At 53.3% G+C, this 17,687-nt stretch carries 19 protein-coding genes and 2 tRNA genes; 5 read left to right on the forward strand and 16 right to left on the reverse strand.

Annotation, left to right across the window (positions count from 1 at the left end; genetic code table 11):
• The 3 genes from galK (at nucleotide 1) to gpmA (ending at nucleotide 3,142) form a co-directional block, all read left to right on the forward strand.
• Nucleotides 1-1,149 carry a galactokinase gene (galK, locus tag ABR39_RS11550; protein ID WP_047347055.1) on the forward strand — a complete coding sequence of 383 codons (1,149 nt, stop codon included), beginning with the start codon at nucleotides 1-3 and terminating at the stop codon, nucleotides 1,147-1,149.
• Nucleotides 1,143-2,183, forward strand: coding sequence for a galactose-1-epimerase (galM, locus tag ABR39_RS11555; RefSeq protein WP_047347056.1), 1,041 nt, complete (start codon nucleotides 1,143-1,145; stop codon nucleotides 2,181-2,183). Before galK ends, galM begins: the two co-directional genes overlap by 7 nt.
• 206 nt (nucleotides 2,184-2,389) lie before the next feature.
• Nucleotides 2,390-3,142, forward strand: coding sequence for a 2,3-diphosphoglycerate-dependent phosphoglycerate mutase (gpmA, locus tag ABR39_RS11560; protein WP_023310804.1), 753 nt, complete (start codon nucleotides 2,390-2,392; stop codon nucleotides 3,140-3,142).
• A gap of 60 nt (nucleotides 3,143-3,202) precedes the next feature.
• On the opposite strand, the gene aroG is transcribed toward gpmA, so the two are convergent.
• Nucleotides 3,203-4,255, reverse strand: a complete 1,053-nt coding sequence (gene aroG, locus ABR39_RS11565; RefSeq protein WP_047347057.1) for a 3-deoxy-7-phosphoheptulonate synthase AroG — start codon at nucleotides 4,253-4,255, stop codon at nucleotides 3,203-3,205.
• Nucleotides 4,256-4,559: 304 nt separating this feature from the next.
• Between aroG and ABR39_RS11570 the strand changes: the two genes are divergently transcribed.
• A complete protein-coding gene (locus ABR39_RS11570; protein WP_047347058.1) occupies nucleotides 4,560-4,937 on the forward strand; it encodes a YbgS-like family protein in 378 nt (125 codons plus the stop codon).
• A 105-nt stretch (nucleotides 4,938-5,042) separates the two neighbouring features.
• Nucleotides 5,043-5,981: a CDF family zinc transporter ZitB gene (gene zitB / locus ABR39_RS11575; RefSeq protein WP_047347059.1), complete on the forward strand. Its 939-nt coding sequence runs from the start codon at nucleotides 5,043-5,045 to the stop codon at nucleotides 5,979-5,981.
• On the opposite strand, the gene pnuC is transcribed toward zitB, so the two are convergent.
• The 15 genes from pnuC to cydA form a co-directional block, all read right to left on the reverse strand.
• Nucleotides 5,978-6,697, reverse strand: coding sequence for a nicotinamide riboside transporter PnuC (gene pnuC / locus ABR39_RS11580; protein ID WP_047347060.1), 720 nt, complete (start codon nucleotides 6,695-6,697; stop codon nucleotides 5,978-5,980). The two genes, zitB and pnuC, sit on opposite strands and share 4 nt — an antisense overlap.
• A 22-nt stretch (nucleotides 6,698-6,719) precedes the next feature.
• Nucleotides 6,720-7,763 (reverse strand): quinolinate synthase NadA, encoded by a 1,044-nt coding sequence (gene nadA, locus ABR39_RS11585; protein ID WP_047347061.1) that lies wholly within the window; start codon nucleotides 7,761-7,763, stop codon nucleotides 6,720-6,722.
• Between the two features lie 234 nt (nucleotides 7,764-7,997).
• Nucleotides 7,998-8,073: transfer RNA gene (locus tag ABR39_RS11590), tRNA-Lys, on the reverse strand.
• Nucleotides 8,074-8,096: 23 nt separating this feature from the next.
• A tRNA-Lys gene (locus tag ABR39_RS11595) sits at nucleotides 8,097-8,172 on the reverse strand.
• 161 nt (nucleotides 8,173-8,333) lie between these two features.
• A complete protein-coding gene (gene cpoB / locus ABR39_RS11600) occupies nucleotides 8,334-9,128 on the reverse strand; it encodes a cell division protein CpoB (RefSeq protein WP_047347062.1) in 795 nt (264 codons plus the stop codon).
• Between the two features lie 9 nt (nucleotides 9,129-9,137).
• Complete coding sequence (pal, locus tag ABR39_RS11605) at nucleotides 9,138-9,659, reverse strand: peptidoglycan-associated lipoprotein Pal (RefSeq protein WP_003858578.1); 522 nt, start codon at nucleotides 9,657-9,659, stop codon at nucleotides 9,138-9,140.
• Between the two features lie 35 nt (nucleotides 9,660-9,694).
• Nucleotides 9,695-10,987, reverse strand: a complete 1,293-nt coding sequence (tolB, locus tag ABR39_RS11610) for a Tol-Pal system beta propeller repeat protein TolB (protein WP_047347063.1) — start codon at nucleotides 10,985-10,987, stop codon at nucleotides 9,695-9,697.
• Between the two features lie 134 nt (nucleotides 10,988-11,121).
• Complete coding sequence (tolA, locus tag ABR39_RS11615) at nucleotides 11,122-12,414, reverse strand: cell envelope integrity protein TolA (RefSeq protein WP_047347064.1); 1,293 nt, start codon at nucleotides 12,412-12,414, stop codon at nucleotides 11,122-11,124.
• A 28-nt stretch (nucleotides 12,415-12,442) separates the two neighbouring features.
• On the reverse strand, nucleotides 12,443-12,871 hold the full coding sequence (gene tolR / locus ABR39_RS11620; protein ID WP_003858589.1) for a colicin uptake protein TolR: 429 nt from the start codon (nucleotides 12,869-12,871) through the stop codon (nucleotides 12,443-12,445).
• 3 nt (nucleotides 12,872-12,874) lie between these two features.
• Nucleotides 12,875-13,567 (reverse strand): Tol-Pal system protein TolQ, encoded by a 693-nt coding sequence (tolQ, locus tag ABR39_RS11625; RefSeq protein ID WP_008501101.1) that lies wholly within the window; start codon nucleotides 13,565-13,567, stop codon nucleotides 12,875-12,877.
• Nucleotides 13,564-13,968, reverse strand: coding sequence for a tol-pal system-associated acyl-CoA thioesterase (gene ybgC, locus ABR39_RS11630; RefSeq protein ID WP_003858593.1), 405 nt, complete (start codon nucleotides 13,966-13,968; stop codon nucleotides 13,564-13,566). Before ybgC ends, tolQ begins: the two co-directional genes overlap by 4 nt.
• A 148-nt stretch (nucleotides 13,969-14,116) precedes the next feature.
• Nucleotides 14,117-14,407, reverse strand: coding sequence for a cyd operon protein YbgE (ybgE, locus tag ABR39_RS11635; RefSeq protein WP_008501100.1), 291 nt, complete (start codon nucleotides 14,405-14,407; stop codon nucleotides 14,117-14,119).
• Nucleotides 14,407-14,520: a cytochrome bd-I oxidase subunit CydX gene (gene cydX, locus ABR39_RS24160; protein ID WP_003858598.1), complete on the reverse strand. Its 114-nt coding sequence runs from the start codon at nucleotides 14,518-14,520 to the stop codon at nucleotides 14,407-14,409. Before cydX ends, ybgE begins: the two co-directional genes overlap by 1 nt.
• 14 nt (nucleotides 14,521-14,534) lie before the next feature.
• Nucleotides 14,535-15,674, reverse strand: coding sequence for a cytochrome d ubiquinol oxidase subunit II (gene cydB, locus ABR39_RS11640; RefSeq protein ID WP_047347065.1), 1,140 nt, complete (start codon nucleotides 15,672-15,674; stop codon nucleotides 14,535-14,537).
• A 15-nt stretch (nucleotides 15,675-15,689) separates the two neighbouring features.
• Nucleotides 15,690-17,258 (reverse strand): cytochrome ubiquinol oxidase subunit I, encoded by a 1,569-nt coding sequence (gene cydA / locus ABR39_RS11645; protein ID WP_047347066.1) that lies wholly within the window; start codon nucleotides 17,256-17,258, stop codon nucleotides 15,690-15,692.
• Nucleotides 17,259-17,687 lie beyond the last annotated feature (429 nt).

Below are 17,687 nucleotides of genomic sequence, written 5' to 3' on the forward strand. Positions count from 1 at the left end.
ATGAGTCTGAAAGATAAAACACAATCCCTGTTTGCTGAAAAATTTGGCTACCCTGCCACCCACGTTATCCAGGCGCCTGGCCGCGTCAACCTGATTGGTGAACACACCGACTACAACGACGGCTTTGTTCTGCCGTGCGCTATTGATTACCAGACGGTCATCAGCTGCGCGAAGCGCGACGACCGTAAAGTCCGCGTGATTGCCGCGGATTACGGTGATGAGACGGACGAGTTTTCCCTCGATGCGCCGATCGTTACGCACGACGGCCAGCAGTGGTCTAACTACGTGCGCGGCGTGGTGAAGCATCTGCAGAAGCGTAACAAGAACTTTGGCGGCGCGGATTTAGCGATCAGCGGCAACGTGCCGCAGGGTGCGGGCTTAAGCTCCTCTGCGTCTCTGGAAGTCGCCGTGGGCACCGTCTTCCAGCAGCTTTATCACCTGCCGCTGGACGGCGCGCAAATTGCGCTGAACGGCCAGGAAGCAGAAAACCAGTTCGTGGGCTGTAACTGCGGCATCATGGACCAGCTGATCTCCGCGCTGGGCAAAAAAGAGCACGCGCTGCTGATCGACTGCCGAACGCTTGGCACCAAAGCCGTTCCCCTGCCAAAAGGCGCGGCCGTGGTGATTATCAACAGCAACTTCAAACGCACGCTGGTCGGCAGCGAATACAACACGCGCCGCGAACAATGCGAAACGGGTGCTCGCTTCTTCCAGCAGCCTGCCCTGCGCGACGTGACGCTCAATGAATTCAATAAGGTGGCACACGAGCTGGATCCGGTCGTTGCCAAACGCGTTCGCCACGTACTGACAGAGAACGCCCGTACCGTTGAAGCCGCCTCCGCACTGGCGAAAGGTGACCTGAAGCGTATGGGTGAACTGATGGCGGAATCTCATGCCTCCATGCGCGACGATTTTGAAATCACCGTGCCGCAAATCGACACGCTGGTTGAGATCGTAAAAGCAGCGATCGGCGATAAAGGCGGCGTGCGCATGACCGGCGGCGGCTTCGGGGGCTGCATCGTTGCCCTGGTGCCGGAAGAACTTGTACCTGCCGTCCAGCAGGCGGTAGAAAAACAGTACGAAGCGAAAACGGGAATTAAAGAAACCTTCTACGTGTGTAAAGCATCACAAGGAGCCGGACAGTGCTAAACGAAACACCTACCCTCGCACCGGATGGTCTGCCGTATCGCCTGTTAACCCTGCGCAACAGCGCGGGGATGGTGGTTACGCTGATGGACTGGGGAGCCACGCTGCTTTCCGCCCGCGTTCCTATGCCGGATGGCAGCGTTCGCGAAACCCTTCTCGGCTGCGCTTCGCCTGAGCAATATATCAATCAGTCCGCCTATCTGGGCGCGTCCGTAGGCCGCTATGCTAACCGCATCGCGAAAAGCCGCTTTGAGCTCGACGGCGTGCATTACGCCCTGCTCCCAAGCCAGGGTGAGAACCAGCTGCACGGCGGCCCGGAAGGCTTTGATAAACGCCGCTGGAAAATTGTCCGCCAAAACGACGGCGAAGCGCTGTTTTCACTGGATTCGCTTGATGGCGATCAGGGCTTCCCGGGAAACCTGAACGCCTCCGCACGCTTTACGCTGACCGACGACAACCGTATCGCCATTGAATACCGTGCGACGGTCGACAAGCCGTGTCCGGTTAATCTGACCAATCACGCCTACTTCAATCTGGACGGTAACCAGTGCGACGTGCGTAACCACAAGCTGCAAATCCTTGCGGATGACTATTTGCCGGTTGACGAGATGGGCATTCCGTATCAGGGCCTGAAATCCGTGAGCGGCACCAGCTTTGACTTCCGCAGCGCGAAAACCATCGTCCAGGATTTCCTGAGCGATGACGATCAGCGCAAGGTGAAAGGTTACGACCACGCTTTCCTGCTGCAGGCAAAAGGCGATGTGAAACAGCCTGCCGCACAGGTCTGGTCTGCGGATGAGAAGCTGCAGATGACGGTATATACCACCGCCCCTGCCCTGCAGTTCTACTCAGGCAACTACCTTGGCGGCACGACGGCGCGCGAACACGATGAATACAGCGACTGGCAAGGCCTGGCGCTGGAGAGCGAGTTCCTGCCGGACAGCCCGAACCATCAAGAATGGCCGCAGCCAGACTGCGTGCTGCGCCCGGGTGAAGAGTACGTTAGCGTGACGGAATACCATTTTATTCCGCATTGATTTTCAGCCCTCCCATCGGAGGGCTTTTTTCTGCCCGCTTTGCTGAAAATAGCGCCGATCGCAGACAAAATCATAACCCTGGATTCACAAGCATCTTACACTCAGAGACTATTTTCGCTATGGTTAGGGTTAAGCGTTGCTGGTGGCACAGCCATGGCAATATAATGAGAATTGTTATCATTCTAAAAATGCTTGAGGAGTAAGAGATGGCTATTACTAAGCTGGTTCTGGTGCGTCACGGCGAAAGCCAGTGGAACAACGAAAACCGCTTTACCGGTTGGTACGACGTTGATCTGTCCGAGAAAGGCGTAAGCGAAGCAAAAGCAGCAGGTAAACTGCTGAAGGAAGAAGGCTTCAGCTTTGATTTTGCTTACACCTCTGTGCTGAAACGTGCCATCCACACCCTGTGGAACGTTCTCGACGAACTGGATCAGGCCTGGCTGCCGGTTGAGAAATCCTGGAAACTGAACGAGCGTCACTACGGTGCGCTGCAGGGTCTGAACAAAGCAGAAACCGCCGAGAAATACGGTGACGAGCAGGTTAAACAATGGCGCCGCGGTTTCGCAATTACGCCACCGGAGCTGACCAAAGATGACGAGCGTTACCCGGGCCACGATCCACGCTACGCGAAACTGACCGACGCTGAGCTGCCAACCACCGAGAGCCTGGCGCTGACCATCGACCGCGTTGTGCCTTACTGGAACGAAACCATTCTGCCACGCCTGAAAAGCGGTGAGCGCGTGATCATCGCTGCTCACGGTAACTCCCTGCGTGCGCTGGTGAAATACCTGGACAACATGGGTGAAGACGAGATCCTCGAACTGAACATCCCAACTGGCGTACCGCTGGTGTATGAGTTCGACGAAAACTTCAAGCCAATCAAACATTACTATCTGGGTAACGCGGAAGAAATCGCGGCGAAAGCAGCGGCTGTCGCGAACCAGGGTAAAGCGAAGTAATTTTCGCAGGATATAAAAAAAGCGCGGAGCCTTCCGCGCTTTTTTATTTCTGCATTCGCATTAACCGCGACGCGCTTTTACCGCATTCGCCAGCTGACGCAGGATCGTGTCGGTATCTTCCCAGCCGATACAGGCATCGGTGACGCTCTTACCGTAGACCAGCGGTTCACTGCCTTCCAGGTTCTGGTTACCTTCAACCAGATGGCTTTCGATCATCACGCCAATCACCGCCTTCTCACCGCCGGCAATCTGCTGACAAACGTCTGCACCCACTTCCATCTGCTTTTTGAACTGCTTGCTGGAGTTGGCATGGCTGAAATCGATCATGACCTGCGTTGGCAGCCCGGCTTTTTCCAGCCCGACCTTCACTTCTGCGACATGTTTTGCACTGTAGTTTGGCTCTTTGCCGCCGCGCAAAATGATATGGCAGTCGCCGTTGCCGCTGGTGTTAACGATGGCGGAGTGACCCCATTTGGTCACCGACAGGAAGCAGTGCGGTGCGCCAGCGGCATTGATGGCATCAATAGCCACCTTCATCGTGCCATCCGTGCCGTTTTTAAAACCAACCGGGCAAGAGAGGCCGGAAGCCAGCTCGCGGTGAACCTGAGATTCAGTGGTACGGGCACCAATTGCGCCCCAGCTCATCAGATCCGCCAGGTATTGTGGCGTGATCATATCCAGAAACTCACCGGCCGCGGGCAGGCCGCTGTCATTGATCTCCAGCAGTAGCTTGCGCGCGATGCGCAGACCGTCGTTGATCTGGAAGCTGTTATCCATATGCGGATCGTTAATCAGCCCTTTCCAGCCCACGGTGGTACGCGGTTTTTCAAAGTACACGCGCATCACGATTTCCAGCTCGCCTTTCAGCTCTTCACGCAGGGTGAGCAGACGGGCGGCGTACTCTTTCGCGGCTGCCGGGTCGTGGATAGAGCACGGCCCAATGACCACCAGAAGACGATCGTCATTACCTTTCAGGATCTTATGGATCGCTTTACGAGCATGAGAAACCGTGTTTGCGGCATTTTCAGTGGCGGGGAATTTCTCAAGGAGTGCTACAGGAGGTAATAACTCATTGATCTCTTTAATGCGTAAATCGTCGTTCTGATAATTCATTTTCTTTCCAGCTCTGCCATATCTTTAGTAATGAAAGCAATCCTTTCAATCTATCTTGTCGACCAGGAAGTGTAAACACGGTTTTACACTTCACGCAGATAATTCCTGGAATTCGCCTAAAAATCGCCACAAAATAGCGAAAAACGAGATCTAACCTAAGCTTTTTAACTGTAACAACCATTTTTACACGCTTAAACGCGATTCCCTACTGACGTAAGTCGGTAAGGCGGGATCTTTCGCCTCTGAAAAAGATGCACTGTTGGAGAATGTTATCCAGCGTAACGACAAGAACAGGAGCACCATGATGAAAATGACAAAACTGGCAACCCTCTTCCTGACTGCCACACTCACCCTGGCAAGCGGCAGCGTCCTTGCGGCGGAAACGAGCTCATCGGGTAACGGCGATGCTAACGCGGCCGCGTCAGCAGGCCAGGTGGCCCCTGATGCCAAACAGAATGTCGCCCCGAACAATGTCGATAATAGCCAAATTAATACCGGGAACACGAACACCGGCGGCACGATGCTGCACCCTAATGGTACCGACTCCGGCACCATGAATCATGACAATATGAGCAAGGATGAGGTTCACAAAAACACGATGTGTAAAGACGGCCGTTGCCCGGATGCGAATGACAAAGTGGGCGATGATGCCAATACCAAAACCGATGGCACCACCCAATAATCCGTTGCGATCGGAAGAAAAAGGAGAGCTCAGGCTCTCCTTTCTTTTTGGAGCAACCCATTAAAAACGCTACACTAAAAACAATAATAAATCAGGAAAGCAGACATGGCGCACACCCATTCACACTCACATACCCCGGGCAACGACAACGCTAAACGACTAATGCTGGCCTTTGGCGTCACGGCAACGTTTATGGTTATCGAAGTCATTGGCGGGCTGGTTTCCGGCTCTCTGGCGCTTCTGGCTGATGCCGGACATATGCTGACCGATGCAGCCGCGCTGCTCTTCGCCCTGCTGGCCGTGCAGTTTGCTCGTCGTCCTCCAAATGCGCGCCATACCTTCGGCTGGCTGAGGTTGACCACCCTTGCCGCGTTTGTTAACGCCATTGCGCTGGTGGTCATTACCGTTCTTATCGTCTGGGAGGCCGTACAGCGCTTCAGGCACCCTCAGCCCATCGCCGGGACGACAATGATGGTGATTGCCGTGGCAGGGCTGGTGGCGAATATTCTGGCATTCTGGATTCTGCACCGCGGCAGCGGGGAGAAGAACCTCAACGTGCGGGCAGCAGCCCTGCACGTGCTGGGCGATTTGCTCGGTTCAGTCGGGGCGATCGTGGCCGCGCTGGTGATCCTTTATACCGGCTGGACGCCTGTCGATCCGATTCTCTCCGTGCTGGTATCGTGTCTGGTCTTGCGCAGCGCCTGGCGGCTGCTGAAGGAGAGCGTCAATGAACTGCTTGAAGGGGCACCGGCCTCCATGGATATCGACGAGCTGAAGCGCAACCTGCGCCGCTCTGTCCCGGAAGTCCGCAACGTTCATCATGTTCACGTCTGGCTGGTGGGGGAGAAGCCGGTCATGACGCTGCACGTCCAGGTCATTCCGCCGCACGACCACGATGCGCTGCTTGAACGCATCCAGCACTTCCTTGAACATCACTACGAAATTGGCCACGCCACCATCCAGATGGAGTATCAGCCCTGTAACGGGCCGGACTGCCACCTTAACGAGGCGCAGTCCGGCCATTCACATCATCATCACCACTAGCTGGAAAGCGCGTGAGAGCCACGCTCACGCGCGCTGTTAATCCACATTCGGCTACCGTTCAGCGCGATAAAGGTCAGAAGCAGATATTCCAGCGACATGGCATAGACGCCCTGTAGCGCAAAAATCACCACGCTGATGACGTTAATGATGACCCACAGCAGCCAGTTCTCAACGTATTTGCGGGTCATCAGGATCATCGCCGCAATCGACAGTACCATCATGCAGGAATCCCAGAACGGGAAGGCATCCGGCTGGAGCTCCGGCATCGTCACATTCAGGCCGATACCGGACATGACCGAAACGGCAACGCGGGTCAGGAACGCAAACACCGGGTTGATATAGACGGTCATTAAACCAATGGCCACCACGCAGGCGACAAGCCAGGCGATGGCTTTTGGCAACGGCAGCCAGCGGATTTGAAGCTCGGCCTCCTGCTGGCTGTTCTGACGCGACCACGCGTACCAGCCGTAAATATTGGCGGCGAAGAAGAACAGCTGCAAAAGCAGACTGGCGTAGAGCTGGATCTGGAAGAAGATAATCGCAAACAGCGTGACGTTAACGAGCCCGAACGCGTAATTGCTGATCTTCTCCAGGCTGGCGAGCCAGATACACAGTAATCCCGCCAGCGTGCCAACGGCCTCAATCCATGACAGGTCATAGCCACCTGCACCAATCGGTATATGAACCAGAATGTTCTGTGTGCTAAAAAAATCCATCTTTTCCCCTGGGCGTATTGAATTAAGTACGTAGTGTAGCCGCAAAATCCAGCATGCGGTTAAGCGGAATTAACGCACCTTCGCGCAGAGCAGCGTCCACATGAATTTCATGCGCTGCACCGCCGCTCTCAAGCCCTTCGGCAATGGCCTTCAGGCCGTTCATTGCCATCCACGGGCAGTGCGCACAGCTGCGACACGTTGCGCCCTCGCCTGCCGTTGGCGCTTCGAGGAGCTCTTTCTCCGGCACCGCCTGCTGCATCTTGTAGAAGATACCGCGATCGGTCGCCACGATAAGCTGCCTGTTAGGCAGCGTTCTGGCAGCGTTAATAAGCTGGCTGGTTGAACCCACGGCATCCGCCATATCGACAATCGACTGCGGTGATTCAGGGTGAACAAGAATGGCGGCCTCAGGATAAAGTGCCTTCATGCGGGCCAGCGCCTGAGTTTTGAATTCGTCGTGCACAATGCAGGCGCCCTGCCAGCAGAGAACGTCAGCCCCCGTCTGCTTCTGGACATAATTTCCGAGATGGCGGTCAGGCGCCCAGATAATTTTCTCCCCCATACTGTCCAGGTGTTCAATCAATTCAACGGCGATGCTTGACGTGACCACCCAGTCTGCCCGCGCTTTTACCGCAGCGGAGGTATTGGCGTAAACCACCACGGTCCGGTCAGGATGGGCATCGCAGAAAGCGGTGAATTCGTCAATCGGGCAGCCGAGATCCAGTGAACACTCTGCGTTAAGCGTTGGCATCAGAATGGTTTTTTCTGGACTGAGGATCTTTGCCGTTTCGCCCATAAAACGCACGCCTGCGACCAGTAGCGTGGAAGCCGGATGTCTTGCACCGAAGCGCGCCATCTCCAGTGAGTCAGAAATACAGCCGCCTGTCTCTTCCGCCAGCTGCTGAATTTCCGGATCGGTATAGTAATGGGCCACCATCACCGCATCTCGCTCTTTAAGAAGACGCTTGATCTTCTCGCGGTAGAATTGCTTTTCATCCTGGCTCAGCGGGACAGGTTTTGGCGGAAACGGATAGATTGCGGCTTCAGGATCAAACATCACGCTCATTATGGCTTCTCGTTTTACTGGCTTAACAATATTGCCTTTCTTTTGCCTGACATAGCAAAACGCACGGCAATTGTGTTTTGTATACTAAACAAGATAGCGAATTTGAGAAGAAAAGTCACCGGGTATAGGTACACATAGCATTTGTCGGGTGGCGGCTTCGCCTTACCCGACCTACAAGAGAGGATTCTGAAACTTCAGATAGCAAAAAGGCGCCTTTAGGGCGCCTTTCTACACTGGTGGGTCGTGCAGGATTCGAACCTGCGACCAATTGATTAAAAGTCAACTGCTCTACCAACTGAGCTAACGACCCCTTGCGGGATTTTTTCTTCGAAGTGGTGGGTCGTGCAGGATTCGAACCTGCGACCAATTGATTAAAAGTCAACTGCTCTACCAACTGAGCTAACGACCCACTTTTACGCTGTTTTCACGTTGTTTGATATCCCGTGGCAACGGCGGCATATATTACTGATTTAAGAATTCAGCGCAACAAAAATTTCGATGAAGATCACTTAACTGCTTAGTAATCATGCTGCACGACCAGAAATAACGCGATTTCTGGTCATGCGATAATCATCCCATCGAATTCAGACGTTTTTGCGCCTGCTTAGCACCTTCGGTACCCGGGAATTTTGCAACCACCTGCTGATAAACCGCTTTGGCTTTCGCAGTGTCGCCTTTGTCCTGCATGATAACGCCCACTTTGTACATCGCATCAGGCGCTTTTGGCGATTTCGGGTAGTTTTTCACCACGGAGGCAAAATAAAACGCCGCATCGTCCTTTTTACCCTTGTTGTAATTCAGCTGACCGAGCCAGTAATTCGCATTTGGCTGATAAGTGGAATCAGGGTATTTCTTAACAAAGCTCTGAAACGCAGCAAGCGCCTCATCCTGACGAGATTGATCCTGCACCAGGGCAATGGCAGCGTTGTAATCCGTATTCGCGTCACCGCTCTGTACAGGCGCGCCTGTTGAAGCAGACGCATCCGCTGCCGGTGCAGATGTCGCCGCACCGCTCTGATCGCCCGCTGCTGGCTGTGCTTGTGCTGCACCACCACCGCTGCTCAGGCTATCTATCTGCAACAAGATTTGCTTTTGACGTTCCACAACCTGGTTAAGCTGATACTGGCTTTCCTGAATCTGTCCGCGGAGAGAGTCAATATCGCTTTGGTTATCAGAAAGTTGTTGCTGGAGTTGGGTTAAAAGCTGGCTGTGAGCGTTAGAAATACGCTCGAGTTGAGTGACCCGGTCTTCTACCGAGCCTGAGCCGACACTACTGATTGGTGCCTGAGCAAAAGCGGCCCAGGGGGCCGCTATTCCAACCAGTAACGACAGACTCAACAGATGATGTCTGAAGTTACTGCTCATGCAATTCTCTTAGTAAACCAGTACGGCACGACGGTTTTTGGAGTAAGCCGCTTCGTCGTGACCCAGTACTGCAGGTTTTTCTTTACCGTAAGAAACGATGGAGATCTGGTCAGCAGAAACGCCTTTACCCTGCAGGTACATTTTAACAGCGTTAGCACGACGTTCACCCAGGGAGATGTTGTACTCTGGAGTACCACGTTCGTCCGCGTGACCTTCTACGGTGACTTTGTAAGATGGGTTGCTACGCAGGAAGTTAGCGTGAGCGTCCAGCATCGCAGCGAAGTCAGAACGGATGTCGTATTTATCCAGATCGAAGTAAACGATGTTGTTCTGCTGCAGCTGCTGCATCTGAAGACGCGCTTGCTCTTCAGAAGACATGTTGCCATTGCCGTTCGCGTCCATACCGGTGCCGGCACCCATCATGCCTTCGCCGCTCTGGTCATTGCTGGCGTTCTTGTTAGAAGAACACGCTGCGATTGCCATTACAGGCAGAGCGATCATCAGCCCCTTCAGCACTTTGTTCAGTTGCATTTCTATGATTCCTTTAGTAATCAATTAATTATTATTTACAGATACGGCGACCAGGCAGGTGATTTTACCTGTCCATCAGTTGCCGGAATACGCGCTTTGAAACGCCCATCTGTAGAAACCAGATTCAGCACAGATCCCATCCCCTGAGAAGAGCTGTAGATTACCATAGTGCCGTTAGGTGCCAGACTTGGCGTTTCATCCAGGAACGTTGACGACAGAACTTGAACGCCACCCGCTACCAGATCTTGTTTGGCAATGTGCTGCTGCCCACCGTTGGAGCTCACCATTACCATAAATTTACCGTCGCTGCTCACGTCTGAGTTCTGGTTCTGAGAACCTTCCCAGGAAATACGCTGTGGAGCACCGCCGTTAATGTTCACTTTATAGATTTGTGGACGGCCTGCCTGGTCAGAGGTAAATGCCAGGTTTTGACTGTCCGGGAACCATGATGGTTCGGTGTTGTTGCTACGACCATCGGTCACCTGACGGATCTGGCCAGAGCCAATGTCCATCACGTACAGGTTCAGGCTACCAGTTTTAGACAGCGCAAAGGCCAGTTTAGACCCGTCCGGAGAGAACGAAGGTGCACCGTTGTGACGAGGGAACGACGCCACCTGACGAACAGCACCGTTAGCCAGCGTCTGGATAACCAGCGCAGAACGTCCGCTTTCGAAGGTTACGTAGGCCAGTTTAGATCCATCCGGAGACCAGGCTGGAGACATCAGAGGCTGGGAAGAACGTTTCACCAGGAACTGATTGTAGCCGTCGTAGTCAGATACGCGCAGCTCATACGGGAACTGACCACCGTTGGTCTGGACCACATAAGCAATACGAGTACGGAATGCACCTTTGATGCCGGTCAGTTTTTCGAATACCGCATCGCTGGCGGCGTGTGCCGCATAGCGCAGGTACTGTTTAGTGACCTTGTAAGAGTTCTGTGCCAGAACGGTACCTGGTGCGCCGCCGGTATCAACCAGCTGCCAGGCCACGTTGTAAGAACCGTCCGGGTTAGGGGTAACCTGACCCACAACCACGGCATCAATACCCAGTGCTGACCATGCCGCAGGCTGTACTTCCTGCGCGCTACCCGGCTGCTGAGGCAGGCGAGAACGATCTAACGGGTTGAATTTACCGCTGTTACGCAGGTCAGCCGCCACGATGCCACCGGCATCTTCAGGTGCAGCGCCAGGACCGGCCCACTGGAACGGAACAACACCGATTGGGCGTGCCGAGTCCACCCCCTGGGTGATCTCGATACGTACTTCTGCGTGCAGTACTGCTGCCCACAGCATTAAAAAACCAAATGCTACACGTAATGCCTGCTTCATCATATCTCCCTTATCCGGGTAACCTTACCCACGATAATTTAGCAGAATGTTAACAAACTCAAATAGACAAAACTACCCGAACCCTGTGACTAAACCTGGTCTATTTTTCCCCGTTTGCACGGGGAAAATGTAACTTAGGGTTTGAAGTCCAGCGGTGCATTTTTGAATGTTTCATACACAGCCTGAGAAGGTGGTTTAGGGAACTTCGTCATTCTATTGGTTGCAGCTAGCATCTGCTGACAGAATGCATCGTCCCCCCCCTCCGACTTGACGCCAAGAATAGTGCCATCAGAACCAATGTTGACACGCAAGGTACACGTTTTACCTTTATAGGTATCCCAGTCATACAGATGACCACGAATGGCTGACTGCACCTGTGAGATGTACGAAGCAATCTCAGCCTGAGAAGCACCGCCTTGCCCTTGCTTATTTCCTTTAGCAGGAGATGAGCCGCCTGCGCTACCACTTGTCGTGCCTTTCGGCGCATTCTTACCAGAACTCAGGTCGCCCAATAGATCGTCCACACCGGCAGCAGCTGCGGCTTTTTCAGCAGCGGCAGCCTTTTTCGCAGCCGCTTTTTCAGCCGCGGCTTTCTTATCGGCAGCGGCCTTCTCTGCTGCAGCTTTTTTATCAGCAGCGGCTTTTTCTGCTGCTGCCGCTTTTTCTGCCGCAGCTTTCTCAGCAGCAGCCGCTTTCTTCGCAGCCTCGGCAGCAGCTTTCTTCTCTGCTTCCTGAGCGGCTTTCTTCGCGGCTTCTGCTTCAGCTTTCTTCTGAGCGTCAGCAGCGGCTTTCGCTTCGGCTTTCTTCTGAGCATCAGCAGCCGCTTTCTTCGCAGCTTCCGCTTCGGCTTTCTTCTGGGCATCAGCAGCGGCTTTTTTCGCGGCTTCCGCTTCAGCTTGCTTCTGAGCATCAGCAGCCGCTTTCTTCGCCGCTTCGGCCGCTAATTTTGCCTGGGCATCAGCCTGCGCTTTGGCGTCCGCTGCGGCTTTTGCAGCCGCCTCTTCCGCCTGCTTCTGCTGTTGCTGGGCTTGTTTCGCTGCGGCTTCCGCTTGTTTCTGCTGTTCTGCCTGCTCTTTCGCGGCTTCCTGCGCCTGCAAACGTTCTTTCTCAAGCTGCTTCAGACGCTCCTGCTCGGCGGCCTGCTTTTCACGCAGTTCTTCCGCTTGCTGTTGCGACTGTTTTTCACGCTGCTCTTCAGCCCGTTTTGCACTCGCCTTCTGCTGTTGTTGGCGATTATAGTTCTGTACTACCGCACCGGGATCCACCATCACGGCGTCAATGGAAGACCCTCCACCGCCGCCGGCTGATGCATCAATGTGCTCATCGAACGAACTCCAGATCAGCGCTGCAAAGAGAATAACGTGCAGCACTGCGGAGACGATTATCGCTCGCTTAAGCTTGTCGTTCTGTTCGGTTGCCTTTGACACTATCGGTTCCCAAAAACTACGCGGATGATCAAATAGGTTGAGTCATTAAGCCAACTGACTTAACACCCGCACTATGTAGCAAGTTCAGCGCTTTAATAATTTCATCGTATGGTACGTCTTTCGCGCCACCGATTAAGAAGACCGTTTTCGGATTTGACTCCAGGCGACGCTGCGCTTCAGCAATGACCTGCTCGGGCGGAAGCTGATCCATACGATCTTTTTCTACCACTACGCTGTATTGCCCTACGCCGGAAACCTCAATGATAACCGGAGGATCGTCATTGGTGCTCACCGCCTGTGATTCTGTCGCATCCGGCAGATCCACTTCCACACTCTGGGTAATGATTGGCGCTGTCGCCATAAAGATCAGCAGCAGTACCAACAGAACGTCCAGCAGTGGAACGATATTGATTTCGGACTTGAGCTCGCGACGACCTCGTCCACGCGATCTGGCCATGGTTTACCCCTTGTTGCTCTCGGTGCTGGTAAACGCCTGACGGTGCAGAATCGCAGTGAACTCTTCCATAAAGTTGTCGTAGTTCAGTTCCAGTTTGTTCACGCGCTGGTTCAGACGGTTATAAGCCATAACCGCCGGGATTGCGGCAAACAGACCAATAGCGGTCGCAATCAGTGCTTCTGCAATACCTGGGGCAACCATCTGCAACGTCGCCTGCTTCACCGCGCCAAGCGCGATAAAGGCGTGCATGATCCCCCAAACGGTACCAAACAGACCGATATACGGGCTGATGGAACCTACCGTCCCGAGGAAAGGAATATGCGTTTCAAGGTTTTCCAGCTCACGGTTCATCGAGATACGCATCGCACGCGAGGCACCTTCCACGACCGCTTCCGGCGCATGATTGTTTGCACGGTGCAAACGGGCGAACTCTTTGAAGCCGCTATAGAAAATTTGCTCGGAGCCAGTAAGGTTTTCACGGCGTCCCTGGCTTTCCTGGTACAGACGAGAAAGCTCAATACCCGACCAGAACTTATCTTCAAACGCTTCAGCTTCACGGCCAGCGGCATTGAGGATACGCGTTCTCTGGATGATGATGGCCCAGGATGCGATTGAAAAACCAATCAAAATCAACATGATAAGTTTAACCAGAAGGCTTGCCTTCAGGAACAAATCAAGGATATTCATGTCAGTCACTGCTTAAACTCCGCGACAATAGACTTAGGAAGCGCACGAGGCTTCATTATGGTTGGATCAACACAAACAATCAGTACTTCAGCTGAGTTCAGTACGGTGTTCTCTGCGTTGACTATCCGCTGCGTGAAAACCAGTGAGGTCCCGCGCATTGATGTAATTTCAGTTTGGACTTCGAGCATATCGTCGAGTCTGGCAGGCGCAAAATACTCAAGCGTCATCTTGCGTACCACGAAGGCAACTCGCTCAGCCAACAGCACCTGTTGACTAAAGTGATGATGGCGCAGCATCTCTGTGCGTGCCCGTTCATAAAAAGCAACGTAGCTGGCGTGGTAAACCACACCACCGGCATCGGTATCTTCGTAATAGACACGAACCGGCCATCGAAACAGCGTTGTATTCACTTTACATCCCAGTAATGCAACAAAAGTTAGAGCTTTTAAACTTCGCTACTATACGCGCGGGAATGATGGTTTGGAATGGGAGAAAGTAAACGGAGAGTAAATTTTTATGGGCTCGGGTAAGCCCATAACGTTAACGGACATTTCTTATTCAGAAGAAGAAGAAAATCAAACCGGCGAGAAGCACCAGATCGGCAATGAGCGGGCAAAAAATCCCCTGCCAGTGAACGGCTTTCGGACGAAAGCCCACGCCGTGGATCACACCTGCGCACACCGCCCACATAATGAGGAAGCCGTGCCAGATTTCAAGCTCGCTGGTTTTCGCTGCAAAGCGCGAAGGGTCCCAGAAGATACAACCTGCCAGCAGTAATGCCATCACTAAAGAAAGCGCCCGTAACGGGCGCTTATCCATTACCGCGTAAAGTTTCGCGATAATATTCATTAGTGTTTTTCTTCACCCGCTTTGGTCGCTTCCACGTGCTCAAGCGCCAGGGCAGTGATGACACCAAATGCACAGGCAAGAAGCGTCCCTAAAATCCATGCGAAATACCACATATTCAGCTCCTTACTTAGTACATAGAGTGGGTGTTGCTTTCGATATGTTCTTTAGTGATACGACCGAACATTTTCCAGTAACACCAGATGGTGTAGGCCAGAACAATCGGAACGAACACGCAAGCAACATACGTCATCAGGTTCAGCGTCATATGGCTGGAGGTCGCATCCCACATGGTCAGGCTAGCATTCAGCATGGTGCTGGATGGCATGACGAATGGGAACATTGCGATACCCGCCGTCAGGATGATGCACGCCAGCGTCAGTGAAGAGAACACGAACGCCAGAGCGCCTTTCTCCAGACGAGACGTCAGCACGGTCAGCAGCGGCAGCAACACGCCCAGAGCAGGAATAGCCCACAGCACTGGCGTCGTGTTGAAGTTCACCAGCCATGCACCCGCCTGACGCGCCACTTCTTTGGTCAGCGGATTAGACGGCGCAGTGTGGTTGATAGCAGACGTCACTACGTAACCATCAATGCCGTACACCACCCACACACCGGCCAGGGCGAAGCAGACCAGCGTAACCAGCGCAGCAACCTGAGCCGTCGCGCGAGAGCGCAGGTGCAGTTCACCCACAGTACGCATCTGCAGATAGGTGGCGCCCTGAGTGATGATCATCGCCACGCTCACAACACCGGCCAGCAGACCAAACGGGTTCAGCAGCTGGAAGAAGTTACCGGTGTAGTAAAGACGCATATATTCGTCCAGGTGGAACGGTACGCCCTGCAGCAGGTTACCGAACGCCACGCCGATGACCAGCGGTGGAACGAAGCTACCGATGAAGATGCCCCAGTCCCACATGTTGCGCCAGCGGGTGTCTTCAATCTTGGAACGGTAGTCGAAACCGACCGGACGGAAGAATAAAGAGGCCAGCACCAGAATCATCGCCACGTAGAAACCGGAGAACGCAGCCGCGTAGACCATCGGCCAGGCAGCGAACAGCGCTCCGCCTGCGGTGATCAGCCACACCTGGTTACCGTCCCAGTGCGGGGCGATGGAGTTAATCATGATTCGACGCTCGGTGTCATTACGACCGAGGAAGCGGGTGAGCATCCCCACCCCCATGTCGAAACCATCCGTGACGGCAAAACCGATCAGCAGAACGCCGACCAACAGCCACCAGATAAAACGCAATACTTCATAATCGATCATTTGATGACTCCTGTCTTAGCGTGCCGGCTGAGTAGTCGCAGTAGACTGCTCGTAGTGATAGCGACCGGTTTTCAGGCTGCTTGGGCCAAGGCGCGCGAACTTGAACATCAGGAACAGTTCAGCCACCAGGAACAGGGTGTACAGACCACAAATCAGCAGCATGGAGAAGATCAGGTCGCCTGCTGTCAGGGAGGAGTTCGCTACCGCCGTTGGCAGCACCTCACCAATCGCCCATGGCTGACGGCCATACTCCGCAACAAACCAGCCCGATTCGATCGCGATCCACGGTAGTGGAATACCGTACAGCGCGGTGCGCAGCAGCCATTTTTTCTCGCCGATGCGGTTACGAATCACGGACCAGAAGGACGCCGCAATGATCAGCAGCATGATGATGCCGCAGCCCACCATGATACGGAATGCAAAGTACAGTGGCGCAACACGCGGAATGGAGTCTTTGGTGGCCATCTGGATTTGTGCTTCCGTCGCATCAGAAACGTTCGGGGTATAACGCTTCAGCAGCAGACCGTAACCCAGATCTTTCTTCACGGTGTTGAACTGGTCGCGAACAGCCTGGTCGGTAGAACCGGCACGCAGCTGTTCCAGCAGAGAGTAGGCCTTCATACCGTTACGGATACGCTCTTCGTGCTGAACCATCAGCTCTTTCAGACCCGTCACCTGCTTATCAACTGAACGGGTTGCGATGATACCCAGCGCGTAAGGGATCTGAATAGCGAAGCGGTTTTCCTGCGCGTCCTGATCGGGAACACCGAACAGCGTAAAGGCAGCAGGTGCCGGTTGCGTTTCCCATTCGGCTTCGATGGCGGCCAGTTTGGTTTTCTGCACGTCACCCATTTCGTAACCGGATTCATCACCCAGAACGATAACAGAGAGGATTGCAGCCATACCGAAGCTTGCAGCGATAGCAAAGGAACGCTTAGCGAACGCGAAGTCGCGACCACGCAGCATGTAGTAAGAGCTGATGCCCAGTACAAACATCGCGCCGCACACATAGCCAGAAGCTACGGTGTGAACGAATTTAACCTGTGCAACCGGGTTCAGGACCAGCTCAGCAAAGCTGACCATCTCCATACGCATGGTTTCGAAGTTGAAATCAGACGCGATTGGGTTCTGCATCCAGCCGTTCGCAACCAGGATCCACAGCGCGGACAGGTTCGAACCTAATGCAACCAGCCAGGTCACTGCCATATGCTGGACTTTACCCAGACGGTCCCAGCCGAAGAAGAACAGACCTACAAAGGTGGATTCGAGGAAGAAGGCCATCAGACCTTCAATGGCCAGCGGCGCACCGAAGATATCCCCTACATAGTGGGAATAATAAGACCAGTTAGTCCCGAACTGGAACTCCATGGTCAGACCGGTTGCCACGCCCAGTGCAAAGTTGATACCAAACAACTTGCCCCAGAACTTGGTCATATCTTTATAAATCTGTTTGCCGGAGAGAACGTATACCGTTTCCATGATGGCCAGCAGGAACGCCATACCGAGCGTTAGTGGCACAAACAGGAAGTGGTACATCGCGGTCAAGGCAAACTGTAAGCGCGACAGTTCGACTATATCTAACATCATGACTCCTTGCTCATCGCATGAAGACTCCGAGAGTGAACCCCGTCAGAGAGAGATTCACACGCATGCCCCAATACAAATTATTCGCATCCTTGTCGTCGTTATTATCCTGAAGGAGGATAAAAACGATGACGTGAGGTTACAAATACGTTAATAAAAAATTCAAATTGATCCCGCAAATATAATACGCTGCAAAACCCTTACAATAAACAGGTTTTTATTGAATCATATTTACGTTTTTCGACGGCGATCAATTTATAGCAAAATTACCACTTTTCGGCCATTTTGATCGGGGACAATTTAGCGCCTTTTGGTGCGTTTTTCCAAACATTAAACATTGATTTAAATCAAAAACAATCAGTTATGTTAATTGTGTTTTGATGTGGTGAACATAGTAAAAACCATGTTAAAGATATGTATATAAAATAC

The sequence above is a fragment of the Enterobacter genomosp. O genome (assembly GCF_001022965.1).
Taxonomy (GTDB): Bacteria; Pseudomonadota; Gammaproteobacteria; order Enterobacterales; family Enterobacteriaceae; genus Enterobacter; species Enterobacter cloacae_L.

Bases quoted from the DNA above. Each gene is read 5' to 3' on its own strand.
- galK (WP_047347055.1), top strand. From the start codon at position 1: ATGAGTCTGAAAGATAAAACACAATCCCTGTTTGCTGAAAAATTTGGC.
- gpmA (WP_023310804.1), top strand. From the start codon at position 2,390: ATGGCTATTACTAAGCTGGTTCTGGTGCGTCACGGCGAAAGCCAGTGG.
- aroG (WP_047347057.1), bottom strand. From the start codon at position 4,255: ATGAATTATCAGAACGACGATTTACGCATTAAAGAGATCAATGAGTTA.
- ABR39_RS11570 (WP_047347058.1), top strand. From the start codon at position 4,560: ATGAAAATGACAAAACTGGCAACCCTCTTCCTGACTGCCACACTCACC.
- zitB (WP_047347059.1), top strand. From the start codon at position 5,043: ATGGCGCACACCCATTCACACTCACATACCCCGGGCAACGACAACGCT.
- pnuC (WP_047347060.1), bottom strand. From the start codon at position 6,697: ATGGATTTTTTTAGCACACAGAACATTCTGGTTCATATACCGATTGGT.
- nadA (WP_047347061.1), bottom strand. From the start codon at position 7,763: ATGAGCGTGATGTTTGATCCTGAAGCCGCAATCTATCCGTTTCCGCCA.
- cpoB (WP_047347062.1), bottom strand. From the start codon at position 9,128: ATGAGCAGTAACTTCAGACATCATCTGTTGAGTCTGTCGTTACTGGTT.
- pal (WP_003858578.1), bottom strand. From the start codon at position 9,659: ATGCAACTGAACAAAGTGCTGAAGGGGCTGATGATCGCTCTGCCTGTA.
- tolB (WP_047347063.1), bottom strand. From the start codon at position 10,987: ATGAAGCAGGCATTACGTGTAGCATTTGGTTTTTTAATGCTGTGGGCA.
- tolR (WP_003858589.1), bottom strand. From the start codon at position 12,871: ATGGCCAGATCGCGTGGACGAGGTCGTCGCGAGCTCAAGTCCGAAATC.
- ybgE (WP_008501100.1), bottom strand. From the start codon at position 14,407: ATGAATATTATCGCGAAACTTTACGCGGTAATGGATAAGCGCCCGTTA.
- cydX (WP_003858598.1), bottom strand. From the start codon at position 14,520: ATGTGGTATTTCGCATGGATTTTAGGGACGCTTCTTGCCTGTGCATTT.
- cydB (WP_047347065.1), bottom strand. From the start codon at position 15,674: ATGATCGATTATGAAGTATTGCGTTTTATCTGGTGGCTGTTGGTCGGC.
- cydA (WP_047347066.1), bottom strand. From the start codon at position 17,258: ATGTTAGATATAGTCGAACTGTCGCGCTTACAGTTTGCCTTGACCGCG.